General features: G+C 66.9%; 17 protein-coding genes and 1 pseudogene. 10 read left to right on the forward strand and 8 right to left on the reverse strand.

Annotated features, from left to right (window positions below; translation table 11 throughout):
* The first annotated feature begins 10 nt into the window (after positions 1-10).
* Both IB225_RS18455 and pbpC read left to right on the forward strand, forming a co-directional pair.
* Positions 11-355 carry a hypothetical protein gene (locus tag IB225_RS18455; protein ID WP_192313773.1) on the forward strand — a complete coding sequence of 115 codons (345 nt, stop codon included), beginning with the start codon at positions 11-13 and terminating at the stop codon, positions 353-355.
* The gene (pbpC, locus tag IB225_RS18460; RefSeq protein WP_192313776.1) at positions 352-2,709 is read left to right on the forward strand and encodes a penicillin-binding protein 1C; all 2,358 of its coding nucleotides are present in this window, start codon (positions 352-354) and stop codon (positions 2,707-2,709) included. The genes IB225_RS18455 and pbpC overlap by 4 nt, the downstream gene beginning before the upstream one ends.
* A 4-nt stretch (positions 2,710-2,713) precedes the next feature.
* Here the strand turns inward: pbpC and IB225_RS18465 are convergent, their stop codons facing one another.
* Positions 2,714-3,466, reverse strand: coding sequence for a hypothetical protein (locus IB225_RS18465; protein WP_192313779.1), 753 nt, complete (start codon positions 3,464-3,466; stop codon positions 2,714-2,716).
* A gap of 3 nt (positions 3,467-3,469) precedes the next feature.
* The gene (locus IB225_RS18470; protein ID WP_192313782.1) at positions 3,470-3,949 is read right to left on the reverse strand and encodes a peroxiredoxin; all 480 of its coding nucleotides are present in this window, start codon (positions 3,947-3,949) and stop codon (positions 3,470-3,472) included.
* Between the two features lie 131 nt (positions 3,950-4,080).
* Here IB225_RS18470 and IB225_RS18475 point away from each other — a divergent pair, with 131 nt between their 5' ends.
* On the forward strand, positions 4,081-4,968 hold the full coding sequence (locus IB225_RS18475) for a DnaJ C-terminal domain-containing protein (protein ID WP_192313800.1): 888 nt from the start codon (positions 4,081-4,083) through the stop codon (positions 4,966-4,968).
* Positions 4,969-5,213: 245 nt separating this feature from the next.
* On the opposite strand, the gene IB225_RS18480 is transcribed toward IB225_RS18475, so the two are convergent.
* A complete protein-coding gene (locus tag IB225_RS18480; RefSeq protein WP_192313804.1) occupies positions 5,214-7,409 on the reverse strand; it encodes a M3 family metallopeptidase in 2,196 nt (731 codons plus the stop codon).
* A 143-nt stretch (positions 7,410-7,552) separates the two neighbouring features.
* On the opposite strand from IB225_RS18480, the gene IB225_RS18485 reads away from it, so the two are divergent.
* Positions 7,553-9,586: an amidohydrolase family protein gene (locus IB225_RS18485; RefSeq protein ID WP_345776651.1), complete on the forward strand. Its 2,034-nt coding sequence runs from the start codon at positions 7,553-7,555 to the stop codon at positions 9,584-9,586.
* Between the two features lie 18 nt (positions 9,587-9,604).
* Here IB225_RS18485 and IB225_RS18490 read toward each other — a convergent pair whose 3' ends face one another.
* Positions 9,605-10,207 carry a hypothetical protein gene (locus tag IB225_RS18490; RefSeq protein WP_192313810.1) on the reverse strand — a complete coding sequence of 201 codons (603 nt, stop codon included), beginning with the start codon at positions 10,205-10,207 and terminating at the stop codon, positions 9,605-9,607.
* Between the two features lie 131 nt (positions 10,208-10,338).
* On the opposite strand from IB225_RS18490, the gene IB225_RS18495 reads away from it, so the two are divergent.
* A complete protein-coding gene (locus IB225_RS18495) occupies positions 10,339-10,821 on the forward strand; it encodes a glutathione peroxidase (RefSeq protein ID WP_192313813.1) in 483 nt (160 codons plus the stop codon).
* A 29-nt stretch (positions 10,822-10,850) separates the two neighbouring features.
* The gene (locus IB225_RS18500) at positions 10,851-11,231 is read left to right on the forward strand and encodes a hypothetical protein (RefSeq protein WP_192313817.1); all 381 of its coding nucleotides are present in this window, start codon (positions 10,851-10,853) and stop codon (positions 11,229-11,231) included.
* A 21-nt stretch (positions 11,232-11,252) separates the two neighbouring features.
* Here IB225_RS18500 and IB225_RS18505 read toward each other — a convergent pair whose 3' ends face one another.
* The 4 genes and pseudogenes from IB225_RS18505 to IB225_RS18520 all read right to left on the reverse strand — a co-directional run bounded on the left by IB225_RS18505 (position 11,253) and on the right by IB225_RS18520 (position 15,702).
* Positions 11,253-12,032: a ferredoxin--NADP reductase gene (locus IB225_RS18505; protein ID WP_192313820.1), complete on the reverse strand. Its 780-nt coding sequence runs from the start codon at positions 12,030-12,032 to the stop codon at positions 11,253-11,255.
* 213 nt (positions 12,033-12,245) lie between these two features.
* A complete protein-coding gene (locus tag IB225_RS18510; protein ID WP_192313823.1) occupies positions 12,246-13,910 on the reverse strand; it encodes a pseudouridine synthase in 1,665 nt (554 codons plus the stop codon).
* 284 nt (positions 13,911-14,194) lie between these two features.
* Positions 14,195-14,749, reverse strand: a pseudogene (scpB, locus tag IB225_RS18515) (SMC-Scp complex subunit ScpB); the annotation flags it as partial.
* A 47-nt stretch (positions 14,750-14,796) separates the two neighbouring features.
* Positions 14,797-15,702, reverse strand: coding sequence for a ScpA family protein (locus IB225_RS18520; RefSeq protein WP_192313830.1), 906 nt, complete (start codon positions 15,700-15,702; stop codon positions 14,797-14,799).
* 365 nt (positions 15,703-16,067) lie between these two features.
* On the opposite strand from IB225_RS18520, the gene IB225_RS18525 reads away from it, so the two are divergent.
* The 4 genes from IB225_RS18525 (at position 16,068) to IB225_RS18540 (ending at position 20,192) form a co-directional block, all read left to right on the forward strand.
* Positions 16,068-16,367, forward strand: coding sequence for a YciI family protein (locus IB225_RS18525; protein ID WP_192313833.1), 300 nt, complete (start codon positions 16,068-16,070; stop codon positions 16,365-16,367).
* The gene (locus tag IB225_RS18530) at positions 16,364-16,633 is read left to right on the forward strand and encodes a BolA family protein (protein ID WP_192313836.1); all 270 of its coding nucleotides are present in this window, start codon (positions 16,364-16,366) and stop codon (positions 16,631-16,633) included. Before IB225_RS18525 ends, IB225_RS18530 begins: the two co-directional genes overlap by 4 nt.
* Before the next feature lie 87 nt (positions 16,634-16,720).
* The gene (gene bglX, locus IB225_RS18535) at positions 16,721-18,982 is read left to right on the forward strand and encodes a beta-glucosidase BglX (RefSeq protein WP_192313839.1); all 2,262 of its coding nucleotides are present in this window, start codon (positions 16,721-16,723) and stop codon (positions 18,980-18,982) included.
* 181 nt (positions 18,983-19,163) lie between these two features.
* The gene (locus IB225_RS18540) at positions 19,164-20,192 is read left to right on the forward strand and encodes a LacI family DNA-binding transcriptional regulator (RefSeq protein ID WP_192313841.1); all 1,029 of its coding nucleotides are present in this window, start codon (positions 19,164-19,166) and stop codon (positions 20,190-20,192) included.
* The last annotated feature ends 29 nt before the right edge of the window (positions 20,193-20,221 follow it).

Below are 20,221 nucleotides of genomic sequence, written 5' to 3' on the forward strand. Positions count from 1 at the left end.
GGTTGCCTACATGTTCTGGTGGTTGCTCAAACGAGGGATCGACGATTGGTTCGAGGCGATCATGCTTGTTGAGGTGGCAGCCTGTTTGGCGGGAATGGCGACGGCATGCGTCGTTCAATTGCCTGCGAGGGCACGCACGTACTGGCCTATCGCCGCGGTGTTGGGCGTGAGCGCGATATGCTTGTCATCGATGGCGTTGCTGGGAGTGATGGCGTTCGGTAGGCGCGTCGACGCGACCTTTCTCAATGCACTGCATCTTGTTTGGAGCTACGTCGCTCCCTCACTGGTTGCCTTCCATTTCATCCTCCGCGCGCAGGAAATCGGTATGACCGCCGCGAAGCAAGCGACTGAATGAACGTTGTCGAGTCGCGACGATCGCGTCCATTGACAATCTTGCGCTGGACAACGGTCGTCGCGCTGCTGGCTTTGCTGGTGGCGGATCTCGCATTCCCGCCCCCCCTCCCGAAGACCCGCGACACCAGCACGCTGGTCGTCGCGCGTGACGGCACGCCGCTGCGCGCCTTCGCCGACCGGGATGGCGTCTGGCGCTATCCCGCCTCGCCCGAGACGGTGTCGCCGCTCTACCTGCAGGCACTGCTGAACTACGAGGACCGCTGGTTCTGGAAGCATCCCGGCGTCAATCCGTGGGCGCTGATGCGCGCAGCCGGCCAGTTCGTTCGCCATGGGCGCGTGGTATCCGGTGGTTCCACACTGACCATGCAGGTCGCGCGCATGCTGGACCGCCACTCGCGCACGCCATGGGGCAAGGCCAAGCAGATGCTGCGGGCGGTGCAGCTGGAGGCGCATCTTTCCAAGCGCGAAATCCTGACGCTGTACCTGGAGCGCGCGCCATTCGGCGGCACCATCGAAGGCGTGGATGCAGCGAGTTGGGCCTACCTCGGCAAGCCGGCCGCGCGGCTCTCCCATGCGGAAGCCGCACTGCTGGCGGTGCTGCCGCAGTCGCCCAGTCGGTTGCGGCCGGATCGCCACCCCGAGGCCGCCCGCATCGCGCGCGACAAGGTGCTGCAGCGCATGGCCGATCTCGGCGTCTGGTCGAAGACCGATGTCGACGATGCACGCATCGAGCCCGTCGTCGCGCGGAGCCTGCAGGCGCCGCTGAGCGCCGCATTGCTGGCCGAGCGCCTGCGCCGGCAACAGCCGCGGGCATCGCGCATCACCTCCACCATCGACGCCGGTCTGCAGCGGACGCTGGAAGAGCGAGTGCACAGCTACTTCTCCGCGCTGCCGGCGCGCACGTCCGCCGCCTTGCTGGTCGTGGACAACGCCACGATGGAAACGCGCGCCTATGTCGGCTCGGTGGCCTTCGGCGACCGCGAACGCCTGGGGCACGTCGACATGGTGCAGGCATGGCGCTCACCCGGGTCGACGTTGAAGCCGTTCCTGTATGGCCTGGCGCTAGACGACGGGCTGATCCATTCCGAGAGCCTGCTGATCGATGCGCCGCAATCGTTCGGCGGCTACCGTCCCGGCAACTTCGACGCCGCATTCAATGGTCCGGTCAGCGCCGCCGATGCGTTGCGCCTGTCGCTCAACGTGCCGGCGGTGGACCTGCTGGATCGCGTCGGGCCGGCCCGTTTCTCTGCGCGATTGGCGAACAACGGGTTGGTGCTGCGGTATCCACGCGGCGCTCAACCCAACCTGTCGCTGATCCTCGGCGGCACCGGTGCACGCCTGGAAGATCTGGTGGGCGCGTACGCGGCGTTGAATCGCGGCGGCCTGTCGGGCCGCGTGCGCTACACCGCGCAGGACTCCGCTTCGGATCGGCGCCTGCTGTCACCCGGTGCGGCGTGGATCATCCGCGAAGTGCTGGAAGCACATCCGCGCCCCGGCTACGGCAGCGGATTGCTCGACACCGGCAACCGCCCGCGCGTGGCCTGGAAGACCGGTACCAGCTACGGTTTCCGCGATGCATGGGCGCTGGGCAGCACGCGGCGCTACACGGTGGGTGTATGGGTGGGCCGACCTGACGGCACGCCGCTCCCGGGCCAGTACGGTGCGGTCACCGCGTTGCCGTTGATGTTCGAAGTGATCGACAGCCTTCCGCGCGCGCCGGGCGATGCCGGACCGCTGCCACCGCCGGCGGACGTGGCCGGGCACGAAATCTGCTGGCCGCTGGGAACGATGGTGGAAGCGGAATCCCCCCAGCTGTGCCAGCGCAGGCGCGATGCGTGGACGCTGGCCGGCAACGTGCCTCCGACGTTCGCCGAACGCGATGCGCGCTTGTGGAGTGCGGGTCGCGAACGCTTCGAGGTGGACGCGCGCACCGGCCTGCGCCTGTCAGCCGAGTGCACACGTCCGCACGAAGCACGCAGCACCGAGATCGCGCGCTGGCCGGCGCTGGCGTCGCCGTGGTTGCCGGCACGCGAGCGGATCGCGTCGCGCCTGCCGGCACTGTCGCCGGACTGCCAGCCCGACGGCCGCGATGCGGCCGAAGAACTGCGTATCGAAGGACTGAACGACCTCGCCAGCCTGGCCCGTGCGCCCGGCAGCGAACACGGCGTGCGTCTGCAACTGCGGGCGCTCGGCACCGACACGCGCGTGCAGTGGCTGCTGGACGGGCGCTGGATCGCGGAGACACGCGGTGCGCAGGCATTCCAGCAGGAGTTCGCCGAGACGGGCGAACACCAGCTCACCGCGCTGGCCGACAGCGGCGCATGGGCGAGGGTGCGGTTCAACGTGCTGCGCTGAAGCGTCAGCGGTAATGGGCGAGGAACTCGCCCAGCGAGGTGGCGTCGGGTACTAGGAGGTTCATCAGCGCGCCGGCGATCAGCAGGGATAGCGTGGCCGCCATGAAGGGTTTTCCGGTGTGCCGCAGCGTGGTCGACAACCAGTGTTCGCCGGAATAGGGACGCTTCAGGCGTCGATAGAGGCCGGCGGACAGCACCGCGTCCAGCGCGAGTTCCGCCAGCAGGGCTGGCGCGACCAGAATCACCCAGCCCATCGCCAGCAGCGCGCCGCCCAGCAACGCCATCACGAACACGACCGGCAGTGCCTCGTCGGCGTCCAGGGCGTTGTCGAGCGAGGGCAGTTCGGCCGCAGGCGTCGACGCATCGAAAGACGTGAGGGGTACCGGCGCTGCGGGGGCGTCGAACGAAGCGCTGGCGCCACCACCACCGGAACTACCACCGCCTCCTTGCCAGTCGCTTTTTCCTGGCGTCGGTGTTGCCGATGCGCCGTCCTCGCCACCGGACATGCCGCTCAGGTCCCATTCGCGATGACGGCGCCAGGCCCAGATCAGGCAGAGAAAGGCGCCGTACGCGAGCAGCACGCAGATCGGATAACGCAACCAGAGCGCGTCCACGCCGATCGCGGACAGGGCCACGGAAGCGAGGAAGCCGGTGGCCGCGGTCAGTAGCACCAGCAGGCTCATCTGCAGCCGCGGCACGCTGACCTGCGCCGCGGCCATCGCCCTCCACGCGTCGTGCGAGCGGTCACGACGCGCCATACATCAGCCGAGCTGTTCCAGCATGTGCTCCGCGCCGGAGACCTTGTACTCGCCCGGGGCTTCCACGAACACGTGCTTCACCACGCCGTCTTCCGCGTACAGCGAGAAGCGCTTGGCGCGGATGCCCATGCCGTAGGCGCTGGCGTCCATCTCCAGGCCGAGCGCCTTGGCCAGGTCGGCGTTGCCGTCGGCCAGCATCTGCAGGCCGTCTGGTACGTGCTGGGTCTTGCCCCAGGCCTGCATCACGAACGGGTCGTTGACGGACACGCAGAAGACTTCGATGCCGCGGCTGCGGAAGTCCTCGAAGTGCTGCACGTAGCTGGGCAGGTGCTTCTCGGAGCAGGTAGGGGTGAAGGCGCCGGGCACGGCGAACAGCACCGCCTTGCGGCCATCGAACAGGGCGGCGGTGTCCACCGTTTCGACGCCTTCGCGGATGCGCTTGAGGGTGACTTCGGGGATGCGTTCGCCGATCTGGATGCTCATGGGGCTGCCTGGCAGGGGGAATGCGGCCAGTGTAGCGCGCACCCGTGACGACGCTGCGCGGACGGCACGCGATTAGAATGGGCACATGGCGCGCGCCGGCGCGGGGCGCCCCCGATGATGGCGGAGATCGCATGCAGTTCAAGGATTACTACGCGGTGCTGGGCGTCGAGCCCTCGGCCGGCGACGCGGAGATCAAGACGGCGTACCGCCGCCTGGCGCGCAAGTACCACCCGGACGTCAGCAAGGAGCCGGGCGCCGAAGACCAGTTCAAGGCGGTCAACGAGGCGTACGAGGCCTTGCGCGATCCGCAGAAGCGCGCGGCCTACGACCAGCTGCGCGCGCGCGGCTACCGGCCGGGTGAGGAGTTCCGTCCGCCGCCGGATTTCGGGCGTGGCGGAGCGGGTGCGCAGGATTTCGATTACGACGAGATCTTCGGTGGTGCGGGCGGCAACAGTGGCGGCTTCAGTGATTTCTTCGAGGGCCTGTTCGGCCGTCGGGCGCGCGCCGAGCAGGCGACGCCGCGGGGTCCGCAGCCGGCGCGCGATTCACGCGCCAAGCTCGCCGTGCCGCTGCAGGCGGTGTACGAGGGCGGCAGCGTGCGGGTGAACGTCAATGGCAAGCAGTTGGACGTGAAGGTGCCGAAAGGCGTCAAGCCCGGCCAAGTGATCCGTTTGACGGGGCAGGGCACGCAGGGCGGCAACCTGATGCTGGAAGTGGAGTACGCGCCGCATCCCCAGTTCGAGGTGGACGGCCGCAACATCATCCACGTGCTGGCGCTGACACCATGGCAGGCGGCACTCGGCGCCACGCTCAGCGTGCCCACGCTGGGCGGTGCCGTGGAACTGAAGATCCCGGCGGATTCCGATTCCGGCCGCAAGCTGCGATTGCGTGGTCGCGGGCTGCCGGGCACACCCGCGGCAGGCGACCAGATCGTCGAGCTCGAAGTCACCGCGCCGCGTGCCGAGACCGACGCACAGCGTGAGGCCTATGTGGCACTCGGCAAGGCCTTCGACGTCTGACAGGCATCACCTGCGCCGCATTGCGTGATCGCACCATGCGGAGCGGTGGCGAAAAATCCGCCATCCGTCTTGACAGCACCGCGGCGCAAGGGCGCGCGGTAGTTATCCACAGTTTCGTGCAGTATCCATCCACACGCCCTGTGGAAAACCCGCCGGTCTCGCTGCGCAAACACGACCCCTGAAAACAACCACGCCACCCGAAGGTGGCGTGGTTGCGACGGCGTGCGACGGTGCCGTCGCGGTACTCAGCGACCCTGCGTGGCCGCGGGAGCCGGTGTGGCGCTGGCCGGCGCGGTCAGGCCACGCTTCTCCAGCAGCGGCTCGATCTTCGGATCGTGGCCGGCGAAGTCGCGGAACAGCTTCATCGCGTCCTGGCTGCCGCCCTGCGACAGCAGGGTCTTGCGGAAATGGTCGCCGTTCTCGCGCTTCAGGCCGCCGTTGTTCTTGAACCACTCCACGCTGTTGGCGTCCAGCACTTCCGACCAGATGTAGGCGTAGTAACCCGCCGAGTAGCCGCCCATGATGTGGCTGAAGTAGGGCGTCTTGTAGCGCGGCGGCACCGGTGCGTAGTTGATGCCGTCGGCCGCCAGCGCGGCGGCCTCGAACTTCATCACGCCGTCGGCAGCGGGCACCTGATCGGCGGTGATCTGGTGCCAGCGCTGGTCCAGCATGGCGGCGCCCAGGTACTCGGTGGTCTTGAAGCCTTCGTTGAACTTGGACGCGGCGATCACCTTGTCCAGCAGTGCCTGCGGCAGCGGTTCGCCGGTCTTGTAGTGCTTGGCGTAGTTGGCCAGGATCGACGGCCAGTCGGCCCACATCTCGTTGACCTGCGACGGGTACTCCACGAAGTCGCGTGGCACGCTGGTGCCGCTGAAGTACGGATACTTCACGTCGGAGAACATGCCGTGCAGCGCATGGCCGAATTCGTGGAACGTGGTGGTCACTTCGTCCCACGTCATCAGCGTGGGCTCACCGGTCGGCGGCTTGGGCACGTTGAGGTGGTTGGCCACCACCGGCTTGTCGCCACTCAGGCCCGACTGCGACACGTACGAATTCATCCACGCGCCGCCGCGCTTGGAGTCGCGCGCGTAGGGGTCGAAGATGAAGATCGCGAGCTGCGAACCGTCGGCGTTGAACACGTCGTAGGTCCACGTGTCGGCGTGGTACTTCGGCAGGTCGGTGCGTTCCTTGAACGTCAGGCCGTACAGCTGGTTGGCGGCGAAGAACACGCCGTTCTCCAGCACGTTCTTCATCTCGAAGTACGGCTTGAGCTGCGATTCGTCGAAGTTGTACTTCGCGGCGCGGACCTTCTCGGAGTAGAACGCCCAGTCCCACGGCTCGAGCGCGAAGGTCGGCTGCCCCTTGGCTTTCTGTTCCTGGTCGATCATCGCCTGCAGGTCGGCGGCTTCGCGCTTGGCGTTGGCCACCGCGGCCGGTGCCAGCTTGCCCAGCATCGCGTTGACGGCTTCCGGCGTGCGCGCAGTCTGGTCTTCCAGGCCGTAGGCGGCATGGTTGGGATAGCCCAGCAGCTTCGCGCGGTCGGCGCGCAGCTTCATGATGCGCGAGACGAGCGCGGTGGTGTCGAATTCGCCGCCATGGCTGCCGCGCGCGACCGAGGCCTCGTGCAGGCGCTGGCGCAGGGCGCGGTTGGTCAGCTGGGACTCCGGCGGCTGGCCGGTGGTGTTGAGCAGGGTCAGCACGTACTTGCCTTCATGGCCACGCTTCTTGGCGGCTTCGGCGGCGGTGGCGATCTGGCCCGGGGTGAAGCCGTCGAGCTGCTTCACGTCATCGACCACGACGGCCGACGCGTTGACTTCCTTCAGCACGAAATCGCTGAACTGGGTACCCAGCGAGGCGAGTTCGGCATTCATCGTCTTCAACGTGGCCTTGTCGGCATCGTTGAGGTTGGCGCCGGAGCGCACGAAGCTGGTGTGGTAGCGCTCGATCAGGCGCACGCCCTGCGCATCCAGGCCCAGCGTGGTGCGCTTGTCGAACAGCGCCTTGATGCGCGCGAACAGCTTGGGGTTGAGACTGATGGCGTCGCCGTGCGCGGCGAACTTGGCCGAATAGTCGGCGCGCAGCTTGTTGCGTGCGTCGTTGGTGTCGGTACCGACCAGGTTGAAGAACACCGTGGTCGCGCGATCCAGCACCTGGCCGGACTTCTCCAGCGCGATGATGGTGTTGTCGAAGGTCGGTGCCGCCTTGTTGTTGGCGATCGCATCGATTTCCTTCAGTTGCTCGGCCATGCCGGCGTCGAAGGCGGGAGCGAAATCGCTGTCCTTGATCTTGTCGAACTGCGGGTAATGCAGCGGCAGCGGGCTTTCGGCGAAGAAGGGGTTGGCGGCCTGGGCACTCTGGGTGGCCGGCGTGGCGGCCTGGCTGTAGGCGGGCATGGCGAGTCCGAGGGTCGCGGCAAGCGCGAGGGCGAGGCGGGTGGTCATGAAGCGCTACGTCCTTACAAAGGTGGATTTCCAAGGGTAACCCAGGGGGGGAGGTCGGACCCATGACGAAAGGCATGGGCGACCGGGCTGGCGGCGCTCCAAGCTGCGGCAGAATGGCGCCTATGCCTCTGTCGGAGAGACCTGTGAAGCCCGTCCTTGCCTTCTGTTGTGCGTTGCTGCTGGCCCCGTCGGCGCTGGCCGCCGAAACCCTGAAGTACGTCGCCCTGGTGGACGGCGGCAAGAAGGCCGGCGAACAGACGGTTACCTTGGGAGATGACGGCACCACGCGCGTCGACTTCATCTTCAAGGACAACGGGCGTGGACCGGAGCTGAAGGAGGAATTCCGGCTGCGCGCAGACGGCACCTACGACCGCTATCAGGTGAAGGGCGCTTCGACGTTCGGTGCGCCGGTAGATGAAACGTTCACCCGCAACGGTGATACCGGCATGTGGAAGAGCACGTCGGACAGCGGTACGCACGCCTTCACCGGCACCGCGTTGTATACGCCACTGGGCGGCACGCCGGCGTCGATGTCGGTGGCGCTGGCGGCGCTGGCCAAGCAACCCGACGGCAAGCTGCCGCTGGTACCGAGCGGCATGCTGACGCAGCGCAAGGTCGCGTCGATGGACATCACCAGCGGCAAGAAGATGCAGACGGTCGACCTGCTGGCGCTGACCGGCATCGGCTTCACGCCCAGCTTCGTCTGGGTGACGCGCGATGCCGAGCCCCGTCTGTTCGCCTTTATCTATCCCGGGTTCCTGCAGCTGATCGAGGACGGCTGGCAGGGCAGTGCCAATGCGCTCGAAGCCCGCCAGAAGACCGCCGAACGTGAAGCGCTGGTGGTGTTGCAACAACGCCTGGCGCATCCGTTGCCGGGCACCACGCTGATCCGCAATGCGCGCGTATTCGACAGCGAGAAGGCCGTGCTGGGCGCAGCGTCGGACGTGGTCGTCCGGGATGGCAGGATTCTGGCCGTCTCGCCGGTCGGCCAGTCGAGGGTTGCCGCCGACAACGTGGTCGATGCGGGCAATCGTGTGCTGCTGCCGGGGCTGTACGACATGCACGTGCACGCCGGTGCCTGGGAAGGCGGACTGCACCTGGCCGCGGGCGTGACCAGCGCGCGCGACATGGGCAACGACAACGCCACGCTGCAGCAGCTGATGGCGGAGGAGCGGGACGGCACGCTGATGCATCCGCGGGTGATCCCTGCCGGCTACATCGAAGGCCAGAGTCCGCATTCGTCGCAGGGCGGCTTCGTGGTGAAGGACCTGGCCGGCGCGAAGCAGGCGATTGACTGGTACGTCGAACACGGCTATCCGCAGATCAAGATCTACAACTCCTTTCCCAAGGAGATCCTGCGCGACACGACTGCGTACGCGCACCAGCGCGGTATCCGTGTCAGCGGACACGTGCCGGCGTTCCTGCGCGCGCAGGACGTGGTGGAGCAGGGTTACGACGAGATCCAGCACATCAATCAGGTGATGCTGAACTTCTTCGTCACTCCCGAGACAGACACGCGCACGCTCGCCCGCTTCTACCTCGTCGCGGACAAGACCGACGGACTAGACTTCGACAGCAAGCCGGTGCAAGACTTTATCGCCGAGCTGGCGAAGAAGCAGATCGTCATCGATCCCACGCTGGCGACGTTCGAGTTCATCCACCAGCGCGAAGGCCAGTTGTCGCCGATCGTCGCCGACGTGGCCGACCATCTGCCGCCGGACGTGCAGCGCGGTCGGCGTGCGGCGGAAATGGACATTCCCGATGACGCCACCGGCGCGCGCTACAAGCGCAGCTTCGACAAGCTGGTCGAGTTCACCGGGCGCATGTACCGCGCCGGCGTGCCGCTGGTCGCGGGCACCGACGAGTTGCCGGGCTTCACTCTGCAGCGCGAACTGGAGCTGTACGTGCAGGCGGGGCTGACGCCGTCGCAGGTGTTGCAGATCGCGACCTGGAACGGTGCTAAGTACAGCCGCACGCTGGACGATGCCGGTTCCATCACGCCAGGAAAGCGTGCGGACCTGGTGCTGGTGGATGGCGATCCGACCGCGGATATCGCCGATATCCGCAAGCTGGCGCTGGTCATCAAGGATGGCCGTGCCTACTACCCGGCAGAGATCCACGAAGCGCTGGGCATCACGCCGTTCGTGCCGGCGCTGAAGGTCCAACCTGCCCGATGAGTCGCGAAGAGGTGGCGCTTACGACAGGATCTCGTAGCGCCGCCAGATCCACGACAGTTCGTAGAGCAGTGCGGCCACGGCGAACATGCCGTGGAAGCGCGGACTGCGCGTGGCGATGGCCGCCAGACTTGCGAGCACGAACACCGTGTTGCGGACCCAGTACTCCGGTCCGAGCTGCTGCAGGTAGGCGGGACCCTTGATCAGCGTATCGCCTATGTCGATGACGAACATCAGCGCCAGCAGGCCGAAGAACCAGCGTCGCCGTCCGTAGTAGTACTCGCGGTATCCCACGCCTTCGGCCAGCGATTCGGGAAACACCAGCGCACAAAGCAGGTACAGCAGCAATGCGTAGAGGGTGACGTACAGGTAGAGCGTGAAGTTCCAGTGCGCCTGGTGGGACAGGCTGAACTGCCACCACCAGAAATGTAGCACGTAGACGAACATGAAAGCCGCCCAGAGCAGGTGCACGCCATGGACGCGATGGGCGTGTGGACGCTCGACGATCCGCGCCACGTGGCGCAGCAGATGGGTCAAGCCGAGGCCTACGATCATGCCCAGCAGGATGCGGACATGGATGTACAGGTTGGCGTGGCTGGCGGGGTCTGCAATGGCGTCCTGCATGACGGGTTCCCTGGGCCGGTGGCCTGCACGGTAGCGCAAGCGGGTACGGTTTCCCACGGTACGTGCGCGAGGGGCGACGCTTGCCCCACGGCCGCGGCAGGTGTCTGATAGCGCCTTTCCCGGAGCCTGACATGACCACCGCCTACGATTTTTCCGCCCAGGACCTCGACGGTCGCGAGCGGTCGCTGTCCGAGTACCAGGGCAAGGCCCTGTTGATCGTCAACGTCGCGTCCAAGTGCGGGTTCACGCCGCAGTACACGGGCCTGGAAGCGCTGTGGCGCGAGTTCGGTCCGCAGGGCCTGGTCGTGCTCGGCTTCCCGTGCGACCAGTTCGGCCATCAGGAGCCGGGCGACGAGGCCGAAATCCGCAACTTCTGCTCGCTGAACTACGACGTCACGTTCCCGATGTTCGCCAAGATCGACGTCAACGGCGACGCCGCGCATCCGCTGTGGAAATGGTTGAAGAAGGAGAAGGGCGGGTTGCTCGGCATCGCCGCGATCAAATGGAACTTCAGCAAGTTCCTGGTCGGCCGTGACGGCAAGGTCATCAAGCGCTACGCGCCCACCGATACGCCCGAGTCGCTGGCCGGCGACATCCGCGCCGCGCTGGGTTGACCCGTGGCATGAGAGGTGCGGACGCCCCCGTGTTCCACATCGAGTTCGGCACCGCCGATTACGGCCTGCGCGCCTGGGTGACCGGCACCAATGGCACGCTGGAGACGACACTGGCGTACTGGCGCGCCATCGCCGAAGAAGTGCGCCGGCTCTCGCCCTCCGGTCTGCTGGTGGTCGACGACATGGAAGGCCTGCCGCCGCCGCCGGAACAATTGCTGCAGTTCGTGCAGGCGATGCGGGGGCAGGGCATGGAAGCGGTGCGCATCGCCTACGTGGAGCGGCACACGGAGCAGATTCCGGAGGTCGAATTCGCCGGCCTGCTTGCGAACGAGCATGGCTTCGATGCACGGATCTTCGGGACCGAAGCCGAAGCGGTGCTTTGGCTACGCTATGGGGAACGCGACGTCTGAGCGCGTCGACGCGGTCTTCGTCTACTTCTCGACGAAAGCACGCTCGAACACATACTGGCCCGCGGTACCGATGCGCGGTGCGGCGGTGAAGCCGCGGCCGTCCAGCAGTTCGCGGAAATCGGCCAGCATCTGCGGGCTGCCGCAGATCATCGCGCGGTCGTGCTCCGCATCCAGCGGGGCGATACCGAGGCTGTCCATCATCGCGCCGCTGGCCATCAGGTCGGTCAGGCGTCCCTGGTGGACGAAGTCCTCGCGGGTCACGGCCGGGTAGTACAGCAGCTTCTCGCGGATGGTCTCGCCGAGGAACTCGTGCTGCGGCAGCTCCTTCTCGAAGTAGTCGCGGTAGGCCAGGTCTTCGGCATGGCGCACGCCATGGGTCAGGATGACCTTGTCGAAGCGCTCGTAGGTTTCCGGGTCCTTGATCACCGAGAGCCATGGTGCCAGGCCAGTGCCGGTGCCCAACAGGTAGAGGTTTCGGCCTGGGTGCAGGTCGCTGATCAGCAGCGTGCCCGTCGGTTTGCGCCCGATCAGCACGGTATCGCCGGGCTTGATGTGCTGCAGGCGCGAGGTCAGCGGACCGTTCTGCACCTTGATGCTGAAGAATTCGAGCTGTTCTTCCCAGTTTGCGCTGGCGATCGAGTAGGCGCGCAGCAGCGGCTTGCCATTGACCTCCAGTCCGATCATCACGAACTGGCCGTTCTCGAAGCGGAAACCGTCGTCGCGGGTGGTGGTGAAGCTGAAGTAGGCGTCCGTCCAGTGACGGACGTCGAGCACCGTCTCGGTGCCGAACGCAGAGGACATGGGGGGAGTCTTGTCTATCGAATCAACACGCCATTGTAGCCGACCGGCACGCGCCGACCTTTGATCGTGCTCAATACCTTGGCCGGGAAGCCGACAGGTGCCGTCCATGCCCATGGCGGCGCGACGCGACGACGTCATTCAACACGCGGCGAGCGTCGCATCGAACGGCGCGGGAAAAAAGAAGGCGCCGATAGGCGCCTTCTGTGTGGTTGCTCAACCGTGCCCGCCACCGCGGGGGCCACGCTGTCCGCCGCCGCCGGGACGACCACCCGGACCACGACCGCCTGCCGGACGCCCACCCGGGCGCGGACCGGCATGCTGCGGACGATTGCCACCGCCCCCCGGACGTCCCTGCGGACGCGGGCCACGCGGCTGCTGGCCGTACGGGTTGAAGCCGGGGTTGGCGTGGTCGGACGGGAAGCTCGGCGCGCTGGCCGGATGCCCATACGGACGTGCCGCACGCTGCGGCTTGCCGGCGCCCTGCGCACCACGCGGACCGCGCTCGGCACCAAAGCCAGCACTGCCGCCGCGGTCATTGCCGAAGCGATCGCCACCAAAGCCGCCCTGGCCACCGCCGGGACCGCGCTTGCCTGCGCCGCCGCCGCCCGGCTTGCCGCCTGCGCCGGGACGACCGCCCGGCTTGCCGCCATAGGGCTTCTTCGGGCCGCCGGGGCCGGCATTGCGATGACCGGCCGGGCCGGTATCCACGCCATCCGGCACGTACCAGCTGCGGAACGCGGCCGGATTGCCTTCCGGCAACGGCTTCGGGCCCTTCGGCGTGCGCTGCTTGAACGGGCGCTGCGACTGCTTGGCCGCCTGTTCACCGCTGACGGTCAGGCCGCCATGCGGCTTCTTGCCGCGGCCACCACGGCCACGGTCTTCGCGCACGTGGTCGAAGCGGCGCAGTTCGCGGCCTTCGTCGGCGCTGTTGTGGCCGTTGACGTAGGCACTGCCACTGCGGCCGCCGCCCACGTGCACGGTGGACTTGGCGGCCTTGCGCTGGCCGATCACCGGCTGCAGCGTCAGGGCGGCGGGCGTGCCCACGTCCAGGCCCAGGTCCTTGCGCAGCGCTTCGACCTGCGCGTCCGGCAATTCCTGCGTCTGGCCGCGCAGCAGCGGCTGCGGCAGGCTGACCTTGCCGTAGCGCACGCGCTTCAGGCGGCTGACCTGGCAGCCCTGCGACTCCCACAGGCGGCGCACTTCGCGGTTGCGGCCTTCCTTGACGACCACGCGGAACCAGTCGTGCGAGTCGGTGCCGCCGATGCGTTCGATCTCGTCGAACTTGGCCGGGCCGTCGTCCAGCGCCACGCCGCGGCGGAGGCGGTCAACGATGTTGTCCGGCACGCTTTCCTGGCCTTCCGGCGCGCGCACGCGCACGACGTACTCGCGCTCGACTTCGTACGACGGGTGCATCATCGCGTTGGCGAGTTCGCCGTCGGTGGTCAGCACCAGCAGACCGGTGGTGTTGATGTCCAGGCGGCCGATGGCGATCCAGCGCGCGCCCTTCAGGGCCGGCAGCGCTTCGAAAATCGTCGGGCGGCCTTCGGGATCTTCACGCGTGGTGACTTCGCCTTCCGGCTTGTTGTAGATCAGCACGCGCGAGGGCTCGGTCAGCGCGCTGGCGACGAAGGTCTTGCCGTCCAGTTCGACGCGGTCGCCGCCCTTGACCGACATGCCGGTCTGCGCGGTTTCACCGTTGACCTTGACCAGGCCGTCGGCGATGCGCTGTTCCAGCGCGCGGCGCGAGCCCAGGCCGGCCTGCGCCAGCACCTTGTGCAGGCGCTCTTCCAGGCGGGTGGTGTCCGGCGTTTCGGCGCCTTCGCCGCGCTTCAGCGACAGCTTGCCCAGGGTGGTTTTCTTCGGGGGGGTGTTGCTCATTGTTTCTGCTCCGACGGTGCCCGGTCTTCCTGGTCGGAAGCAGCGGCGTCGTCATCTTCGGGTTGAGGTTCATCGTCGGCATCGGCGTCATCGCCGGTGTCGTCCGATGGGGTGTCGTCGTCGGCATCGTCCGATGCCTCGGTGTCGTGGTGCGTGTCGTCCGTGTCGCCGTCATCGTCCGCGACGGGCGTGCTTTCGTCCTGCATGCTGTCGTTGGACGCGCTGTCGTCCTGTTCGCTGTCGACGGCATCGCCGCTGGCGATGCTGACCGGCAGCGGGGCGCCGTCCAGCGGCAGCTGCGGTTCCAGTTCGCCGATGTCCTTGAGTTCGGACAGCGGCGGCAGTTCGTCCAGGCGCTTCAGGCCGAAATAGTCGAGGAAGCCCTTGGTGGTGCCGAACAGCGCCGGCTTGCCCGGCACGTCGCGATGGCCGACCACGCGGATCCACTCGCGTTCTTCCAGCGCCTGGATGATGTTGCTGCTGACCGCCACGCCGCGGACCTGCTCGATCTCGCCGCGGGTGATCGGCTGGCGGTAGGCGATCAGGGCCAGCGTTTCCAGCGTGGCGCGCGTGTACTTGGTCTTGCGCTCGGTCCACAGGCGCGCGACCCAGGCATGCACGTCCGCCTTGACCTGGTAGCGATAGCCGGAAGCCACCTCGACCAGCTCCACGCCACGGTCGGCGCAGGCTTCCGTCAGCTGCTGCACGGCAGCCTCGACGCTGCCTTCCGGCGCCGGTTCCTCTTCCGGGAACAAGCCGTGTAGCTGCGCCAGCGTCAGCGGCTGGGTGGCGGCCATCAGAGCGGCCTCCACGATGCGGTTGATGAGCGATTGATCCATGCGGTCCTGTCGTTCGGAAGTGCGGCGGGCGTTGCGGCCCTACCGCGTCACGGGCTGTCGTTGGCGGCGTCGCTGTCGTCGAACTCGCTGGAGAACTGCAGCGGCTCGTTGGTGTTGTTCAGCGCCAGCGACTTGATGTAGATCGGGGCGAGCGGAGCTTCCTGCACGATGTCGAGCAGCTGCTCCTTGGCCAGTTCCAGCATGGCCAGGAAGGTCACCAGCACGCCCAGCTTGCCTTCCTCGGGGGTGAACATGCTTTCGAAGCGGTGGAACTTGCCGTCCTCCAGCCGCGTCAGCACGTCGCCCATGCGCTGGCGCACGCTCAGCGCCTCGCGCTTGATGGCATGGCCGGTGAACAGCTCGGCGCGCTTCAGCACGTCGTGCAGCGCCAGCAGCATTTCCTTCAGTTCCACCGGCGGCGGCAGCTTGACCGCCGCGCGGTCCGGCACGTCGGCGTGCACCGGGGTGGTGTCGCGGTCCTGGCGGGGCAGGGCGTCCAGATCCTCGGCAGCCTGCTTGAAGCGCTCGTACTCCTGCAGGCGGCGCACCAACTCGGCGCGCGGGTCGCCTTCCTCGCCTTCCTCGCTGACCGGCCGCGGCAGCAGCATGCGCGACTTGATCTCGGCCAGGATGGCGGCCATCAGCAGGTACTCGGCGGCCAGTTCGAACCGCAGCTCCTGCATCACATTGATGTAGTCCACGTACTGCCGGGTGATCTCGGCGACGGGGATGTCCAGGATGTCCAGGTTCTGCCGGCGGATCAGGTACAGCAGCAGGTCCAGTGGGCCTTCGAACGCGTCGAGGATGACTTCCAGCGCGTCCGGCGGGATGTACAGGTCCTGCGGGATCTGCAGCACCGGCTGGCCATGCACTACCGCCAGCGGCATTTCCTGCTGCTGGGGGTGCGTGGTCGGGGTTTGTGGGTTCGCGTCGGACGCGAGTTCTGGGCTCATCAAGAAACAGCCATCGTGCGGGTCACCCTGCGCGCAGCAGGACGGCGTGGCAACCGGCAATGCACCAACATCATCATGCGTCGCAGGGCGAACGCTTCCCTTACAGCAACCAGCAAAGCACACCGCAGGACTGCGGTGGCGGACAAGCGAGAGGTCGTCGGGCGCGGGCGGGTGGGGGCAGCGAATCGAACGTCCCGGTGGTCCCTCGACGGGCAGGGAGGCCGGCGTGACCGGATTTTCCCTTGGACGGGCCGCTGCTTCCGGCCGTGCAATGAAGGACAGGGTAAGCCCTGGCCCGGACCGTGTCCAGCACCCGGAGCAGGGCGCGCACGTACAATTCAGTCTTCGCCTTGGGAGTGAACACCATGTGGTATGCCATTGAAGGCCATGACGGGGCCGATGTCCTGGCCAAGCGGTTGGCGTCCCGGCCAGAGCATCTCGCCCGGCTGACCGCCCTGCGTGACGAAGGCCGCCTGCTGCTGGCCGGTCCGTGCCCGGCGATCGACGCTGAGGATCCAGGCCCGGCAGGCTTCAGCGGCAGCATCGTGATCGCCGAATTCGATTCGCTGGAAGACGCGCGTGCCTGGGCCGACGCCGATCCGTACGTGGCGGCCGGGGTCTACGTCCGCGTCGATGTCCGTCCGTTCCGCAAGGTCCTGCCGTGAGCCGGATCGAACGTATCCGGGCCGCGCTCGAGTCCGCCCTGCAGCCGGTCGCGCTGGAGGTGGTCGACGACAGCCACAAGCACGCCGGCCACGAAGGCGCCCGCGACGGGCGGGGCCATTTCACCGTCCGGGTGACCAGCGAAGCATTCGTCGGCAAGGCGCCACTGGCCCGACACCGGGCCGTCTACGCCGCGCTGGGCGACATGATGCAGACCGACATCCACGCCCTGGCCATCGAGGCGCGTACGCCGGCCGAAGCGGCCTGACCGGGGGCGTACGATCTGGCACTGCGGCATGCAGCGCCTCATGAAAACGTTTACATTCGCCCCCTTTCGTTACGCCGGGAGGGCGCCATGAGCCGGAAACACCCCCATTCTCCGACCCCGCTGCTGCTTGGATTGGCCGCCGCCCTGATTGCGGCCCCCGGCATCGCCAAACCGCCGGTCTATGCGACCCCGGCCGAGAAAGCCTTCGTCGACGCCCTGATGGCGAAGATGACGGTGGAGGAAAAGCTCGGCCAGCTGAACCAGCCTGCCGGGGTCGGCAACAACACCGGCCCGGCGGCGATGGCCGGCAACGAGGACCAGATCCGCCGTGGCGAGATCGGCTCCTACCTCGGCACCCAAGGCGCCGTGCTGACCTGCCGCCTGCAGAAGATCGCCGTGGAAGAGTCGCGGCTCGGCATCCCGCTCCTGTTCGGTTACGACGTCATCCACGGCCACCGCACGGTGTTCCCGGTGCCACTGGGCGAATCGGCCAGCTTCGACCCGGCCGAGGTGCAGCACGCCGCCCGGGTTGCCGCGATCGAGGCGTCGGCGCATGGCATCCATTGGACCTACGCCCCGATGGTCGACATCTCGCGCGACCCGCGCTGGGGTCGTGTGGTGGAAGGGGCGGGCGAGGACCCGTATCTCGGGTCGGTGCTGGCTGCCGCGCGCGTGCGCGGCTTCCAGGGCGATGACCTGCGCAAGCCGGATGCAGTGCTGGCAACAGCCAAGCACTTCGTCGCCTATGGTGCAGCCGAGGCCGGGCGCGACTACAACGTCGCGGACATCTCGGAGCGCACGCTGCACGAGCTCTACCTGCCGCCCTTCAAGGCGGCGGTGGATGCTGGCGCGCAATCGATCATGGCGGCGTTCAACGAGATCGCCGGCGTGCCGATGCACGCGCACCGGCCGTTGATCGAGGATCTGCTGCGCAAGCAGTGGGGCTGGGATGGCCTGCTGGTCAGTGATTACACCGGCGTGATGGAGCTGATGCCGCATGGCATCGCGGCCGACAGCAAGCAGGCGGGCGCGCTCGGCCTCCGCGCCGGCGTGGACGTCGACATGGTCAGCCAGATCTACGTGAAGGATCTGCCGGCCGAGGTGAAGGCGGGTCGCGTGCCGATGGCACAGCTGGATGCGTCCGTGCGCCGTGTACTCAATGCGAAGTACCGGCTGGGTCTGTTCGAAAATCCCTATCGTTCTTGCACGGCGGATGGCGCCCATGAGCGTGCGATGACGCTGACGCCCGCACATCGCGCCGACGCGCGCCGGATGGCGCAGAAGTCGCTAGTGCTGCTGGAGAACGACAACGACGTGCTGCCGCTGTCGAAGTCGGTGCGCACGCTGGCGGTGATCGGGCCGCTGGCGGACCACCGTCGCGCGATGCTCGGCAACTGGGCAGTCGCCGGTCGCGAGGAGGATGCGGTCACGCCGATCGAAGGACTGAAGGCCGCCCTTGGCGACGCCACCCGGCTGGTCGTGGCGAAGGGCGCCGATATCGACAGCCAGGATACGTCCGGCTTCGCGCAGGCCGTGGCGGCGGCAAAGCAGGCCGATGCTGTGGTGATGTTCCTCGGCGAACATCCCGACATGAGTGCGGAAGCGAACAACCGCACATCGCTGGATCTGCCCGGCGTGCAGGAGCAACTCGCGCTGGCCGTTGCGGCTACCGGCAAGCCGGTAGTGGTCGTGTTGTTGAATGGGCGTCCGCTGTCCATCGGCGGCCTGAAAGGCAAGGTGCCGGCGATCCTCGAAGCGTGGTTTCCCGGCATCGAAGGTGGCCATGCGATCACCGACGTACTGTTCGGCGACGTGAATCCGTCAGCCAAGTTGCCGGTGACGTTCCCGCACAATGTCGGCCAGGTGCCGATCTACTACGCGCACAAGAACACCGGTCGTCCGCCGAGTGAGACGGAGAAGTACACCAGCAAGTATCTCGACGTGCCGTGGACGCCGCTGTATGCGTTCGGTCATGGTCTCAGCTACACCACCTTCCGTTACGACGCGCCGGTGGTGTCGAAGAAGACGCTGGCGCCGTCCGCGCTGCAGCAGCAGGTCAGCGTGCGCGTTACCAATACCGGCAAGCGTGCGGGCGAGGAGGTCGTGCAGTTGTACGTCCGAGATGACGTCGCCAGCATCACTCGCCCGGTGAAGCTGCTGCGTGGTTTCCAGCGGGTGGCGCTGCAGCCGGGTGAATCGAAGACCATCAGTTTCGATCTCGGCTTCGACGATCTGGCGATGTACGACGATCGCATGCAGCAGGTGGTGGAACCCGGCACATTCACGGTGTTTGTGGGCGGCAGTTCGGACCGCACACAGCAGGTGTCGTTCTCTGTCGCCTCACAATAAATAGACCGGCGGCGCGGCAGTGACGATGCTGCGTCGCAATATTTTTCATCTGTCGGCAGCGCGCGTAAATAGCTGAATCCAAGCGCTTTTTTGCTCCAACTAACGCGGGCTTTACACGTTTCCGTGAAAACGGTTACAGTCCGCGCCACTCAAGGCAAGTCATCACCGCGGAGGGGCGGGAATGGCGCGAACCTCGGTCACCATCAAGGATGTCGCACGCGAGGCGCGGGTTTCCGTCGCCACCGTGTCGCGTGCCCTGAACGGTCACGAGAACGTCGCCGAATCCGTCCGTCAGCAGGTCCTGGCCACGGCCGACCGCCTGCGTTACCAGCCGCATGCCGCGGCCCGCAGCCTGAGCAGCCGGCGCACCCAGACCATCGGTGTGGTGTTGCCTGACCTGTACGGCGAATTCTTCTCCGAACTGATCCGCGGCATCGACCAGGTCGCCCGCGCGCGTCGCCAGCACCTACTGGTGTCCAGCTACCACGGCCATCCGGAAGAGCAGGGCGAAGCGCTGCGTGCGATGCGTGGTCGCGTCGACGGCCTGCTGGTGTTGTCGCCGTATACGGATCGCCCCGGCTTCCTCGTTGACAACCTGCCGTCGTCGCTGCCCGTCGTGCTGATCAATACGGACGTGCAGGATGCGTCGTATCCGGCACTGACCATCGACAACTACAGCGCAGCCGTCGCGATGGTCGAACACCTCGCCGGCGCTGGCCACCAGCGTATCGCGTTCATCGGTGGGCCGGAAGGCAATTTCGATGCGCGGGAGCGCCTGCGCGGTTACCGCGACGCGATGGCGCGTTTCGTGCCGGGTGCGCAGTGTCAGGAGTTTTCAGGCGACTTCAGCGAGTCGTCCGGCTACGAGGCCGGCAAGCGCATCGCGCAATCGGCAGAGAAGCCGCAGGCGGTGTTCGCAGCCAACGACATGATGGCGCTGGGCTGCCTGTATGCCTTCAACGAAGCCGGTGTGCGCGTTCCGCAGGACGTTGCGTTGGCCGGCTTCGATGACATCCCGCTCGCGCGTTTCGTTCACCCGACCTTGACCACGATGCGGGTCAGTATTGCGGAGTTGGGTGGCCAGGCGATGAGCCGTCTGCTGGAAGCGATTGAATCCGATGGTGCGCGTGTGGCGCCCTCGGCCATGCTGACCCCCGAACTGATCATCAGGGCTTCCAGTGTGGGAGAGGGCCGCCACGCAACGACTTAGCTAAATGCAGGGCCGCTTTTTTTTGGAGC

Source organism: Pseudoxanthomonas sp. PXM02 (genome assembly GCF_014851805.1).
Taxonomy (GTDB): Bacteria; Pseudomonadota; Gammaproteobacteria; order Xanthomonadales; family Xanthomonadaceae; genus Pseudoxanthomonas_A.

What these genes read in the sequence shown, in the direction of transcription:
- IB225_RS18455 (WP_192313773.1), top strand. Translation starts at nt 11, where the DNA reads ATGTTCTGGTGGTTGCTCAAACGAGGGATCGACGATTGGTTCGAGGCG.
- pbpC (WP_192313776.1), top strand. Translation starts at nt 352, where the DNA reads ATGAACGTTGTCGAGTCGCGACGATCGCGTCCATTGACAATCTTGCGC.
- IB225_RS18465 (WP_192313779.1), bottom strand. Translation starts at nt 3,466, where the DNA reads ATGGCGCGTCGTGACCGCTCGCACGACGCGTGGAGGGCGATGGCCGCG.
- IB225_RS18470 (WP_192313782.1), bottom strand. Translation starts at nt 3,949, where the DNA reads ATGAGCATCCAGATCGGCGAACGCATCCCCGAAGTCACCCTCAAGCGC.
- IB225_RS18475 (WP_192313800.1), top strand. Translation starts at nt 4,081, where the DNA reads ATGCAGTTCAAGGATTACTACGCGGTGCTGGGCGTCGAGCCCTCGGCC.
- IB225_RS18480 (WP_192313804.1), bottom strand. Translation starts at nt 7,409, where the DNA reads ATGACCACCCGCCTCGCCCTCGCGCTTGCCGCGACCCTCGGACTCGCC.
- IB225_RS18490 (WP_192313810.1), bottom strand. Translation starts at nt 10,207, where the DNA reads ATGCAGGACGCCATTGCAGACCCCGCCAGCCACGCCAACCTGTACATC.
- IB225_RS18495 (WP_192313813.1), top strand. Translation starts at nt 10,339, where the DNA reads ATGACCACCGCCTACGATTTTTCCGCCCAGGACCTCGACGGTCGCGAG.
- IB225_RS18505 (WP_192313820.1), bottom strand. Translation starts at nt 12,032, where the DNA reads ATGTCCTCTGCGTTCGGCACCGAGACGGTGCTCGACGTCCGTCACTGG.
- IB225_RS18510 (WP_192313823.1), bottom strand. Translation starts at nt 13,910, where the DNA reads ATGAGCAACACCCCCCCGAAGAAAACCACCCTGGGCAAGCTGTCGCTG.
- IB225_RS18520 (WP_192313830.1), bottom strand. Translation starts at nt 15,702, where the DNA reads ATGAGCCCAGAACTCGCGTCCGACGCGAACCCACAAACCCCGACCACG.
- IB225_RS18525 (WP_192313833.1), top strand. Translation starts at nt 16,068, where the DNA reads ATGTGGTATGCCATTGAAGGCCATGACGGGGCCGATGTCCTGGCCAAG.
- bglX (WP_192313839.1), top strand. Translation starts at nt 16,721, where the DNA reads ATGAGCCGGAAACACCCCCATTCTCCGACCCCGCTGCTGCTTGGATTG.
- IB225_RS18540 (WP_192313841.1), top strand. Translation starts at nt 19,164, where the DNA reads ATGGCGCGAACCTCGGTCACCATCAAGGATGTCGCACGCGAGGCGCGG.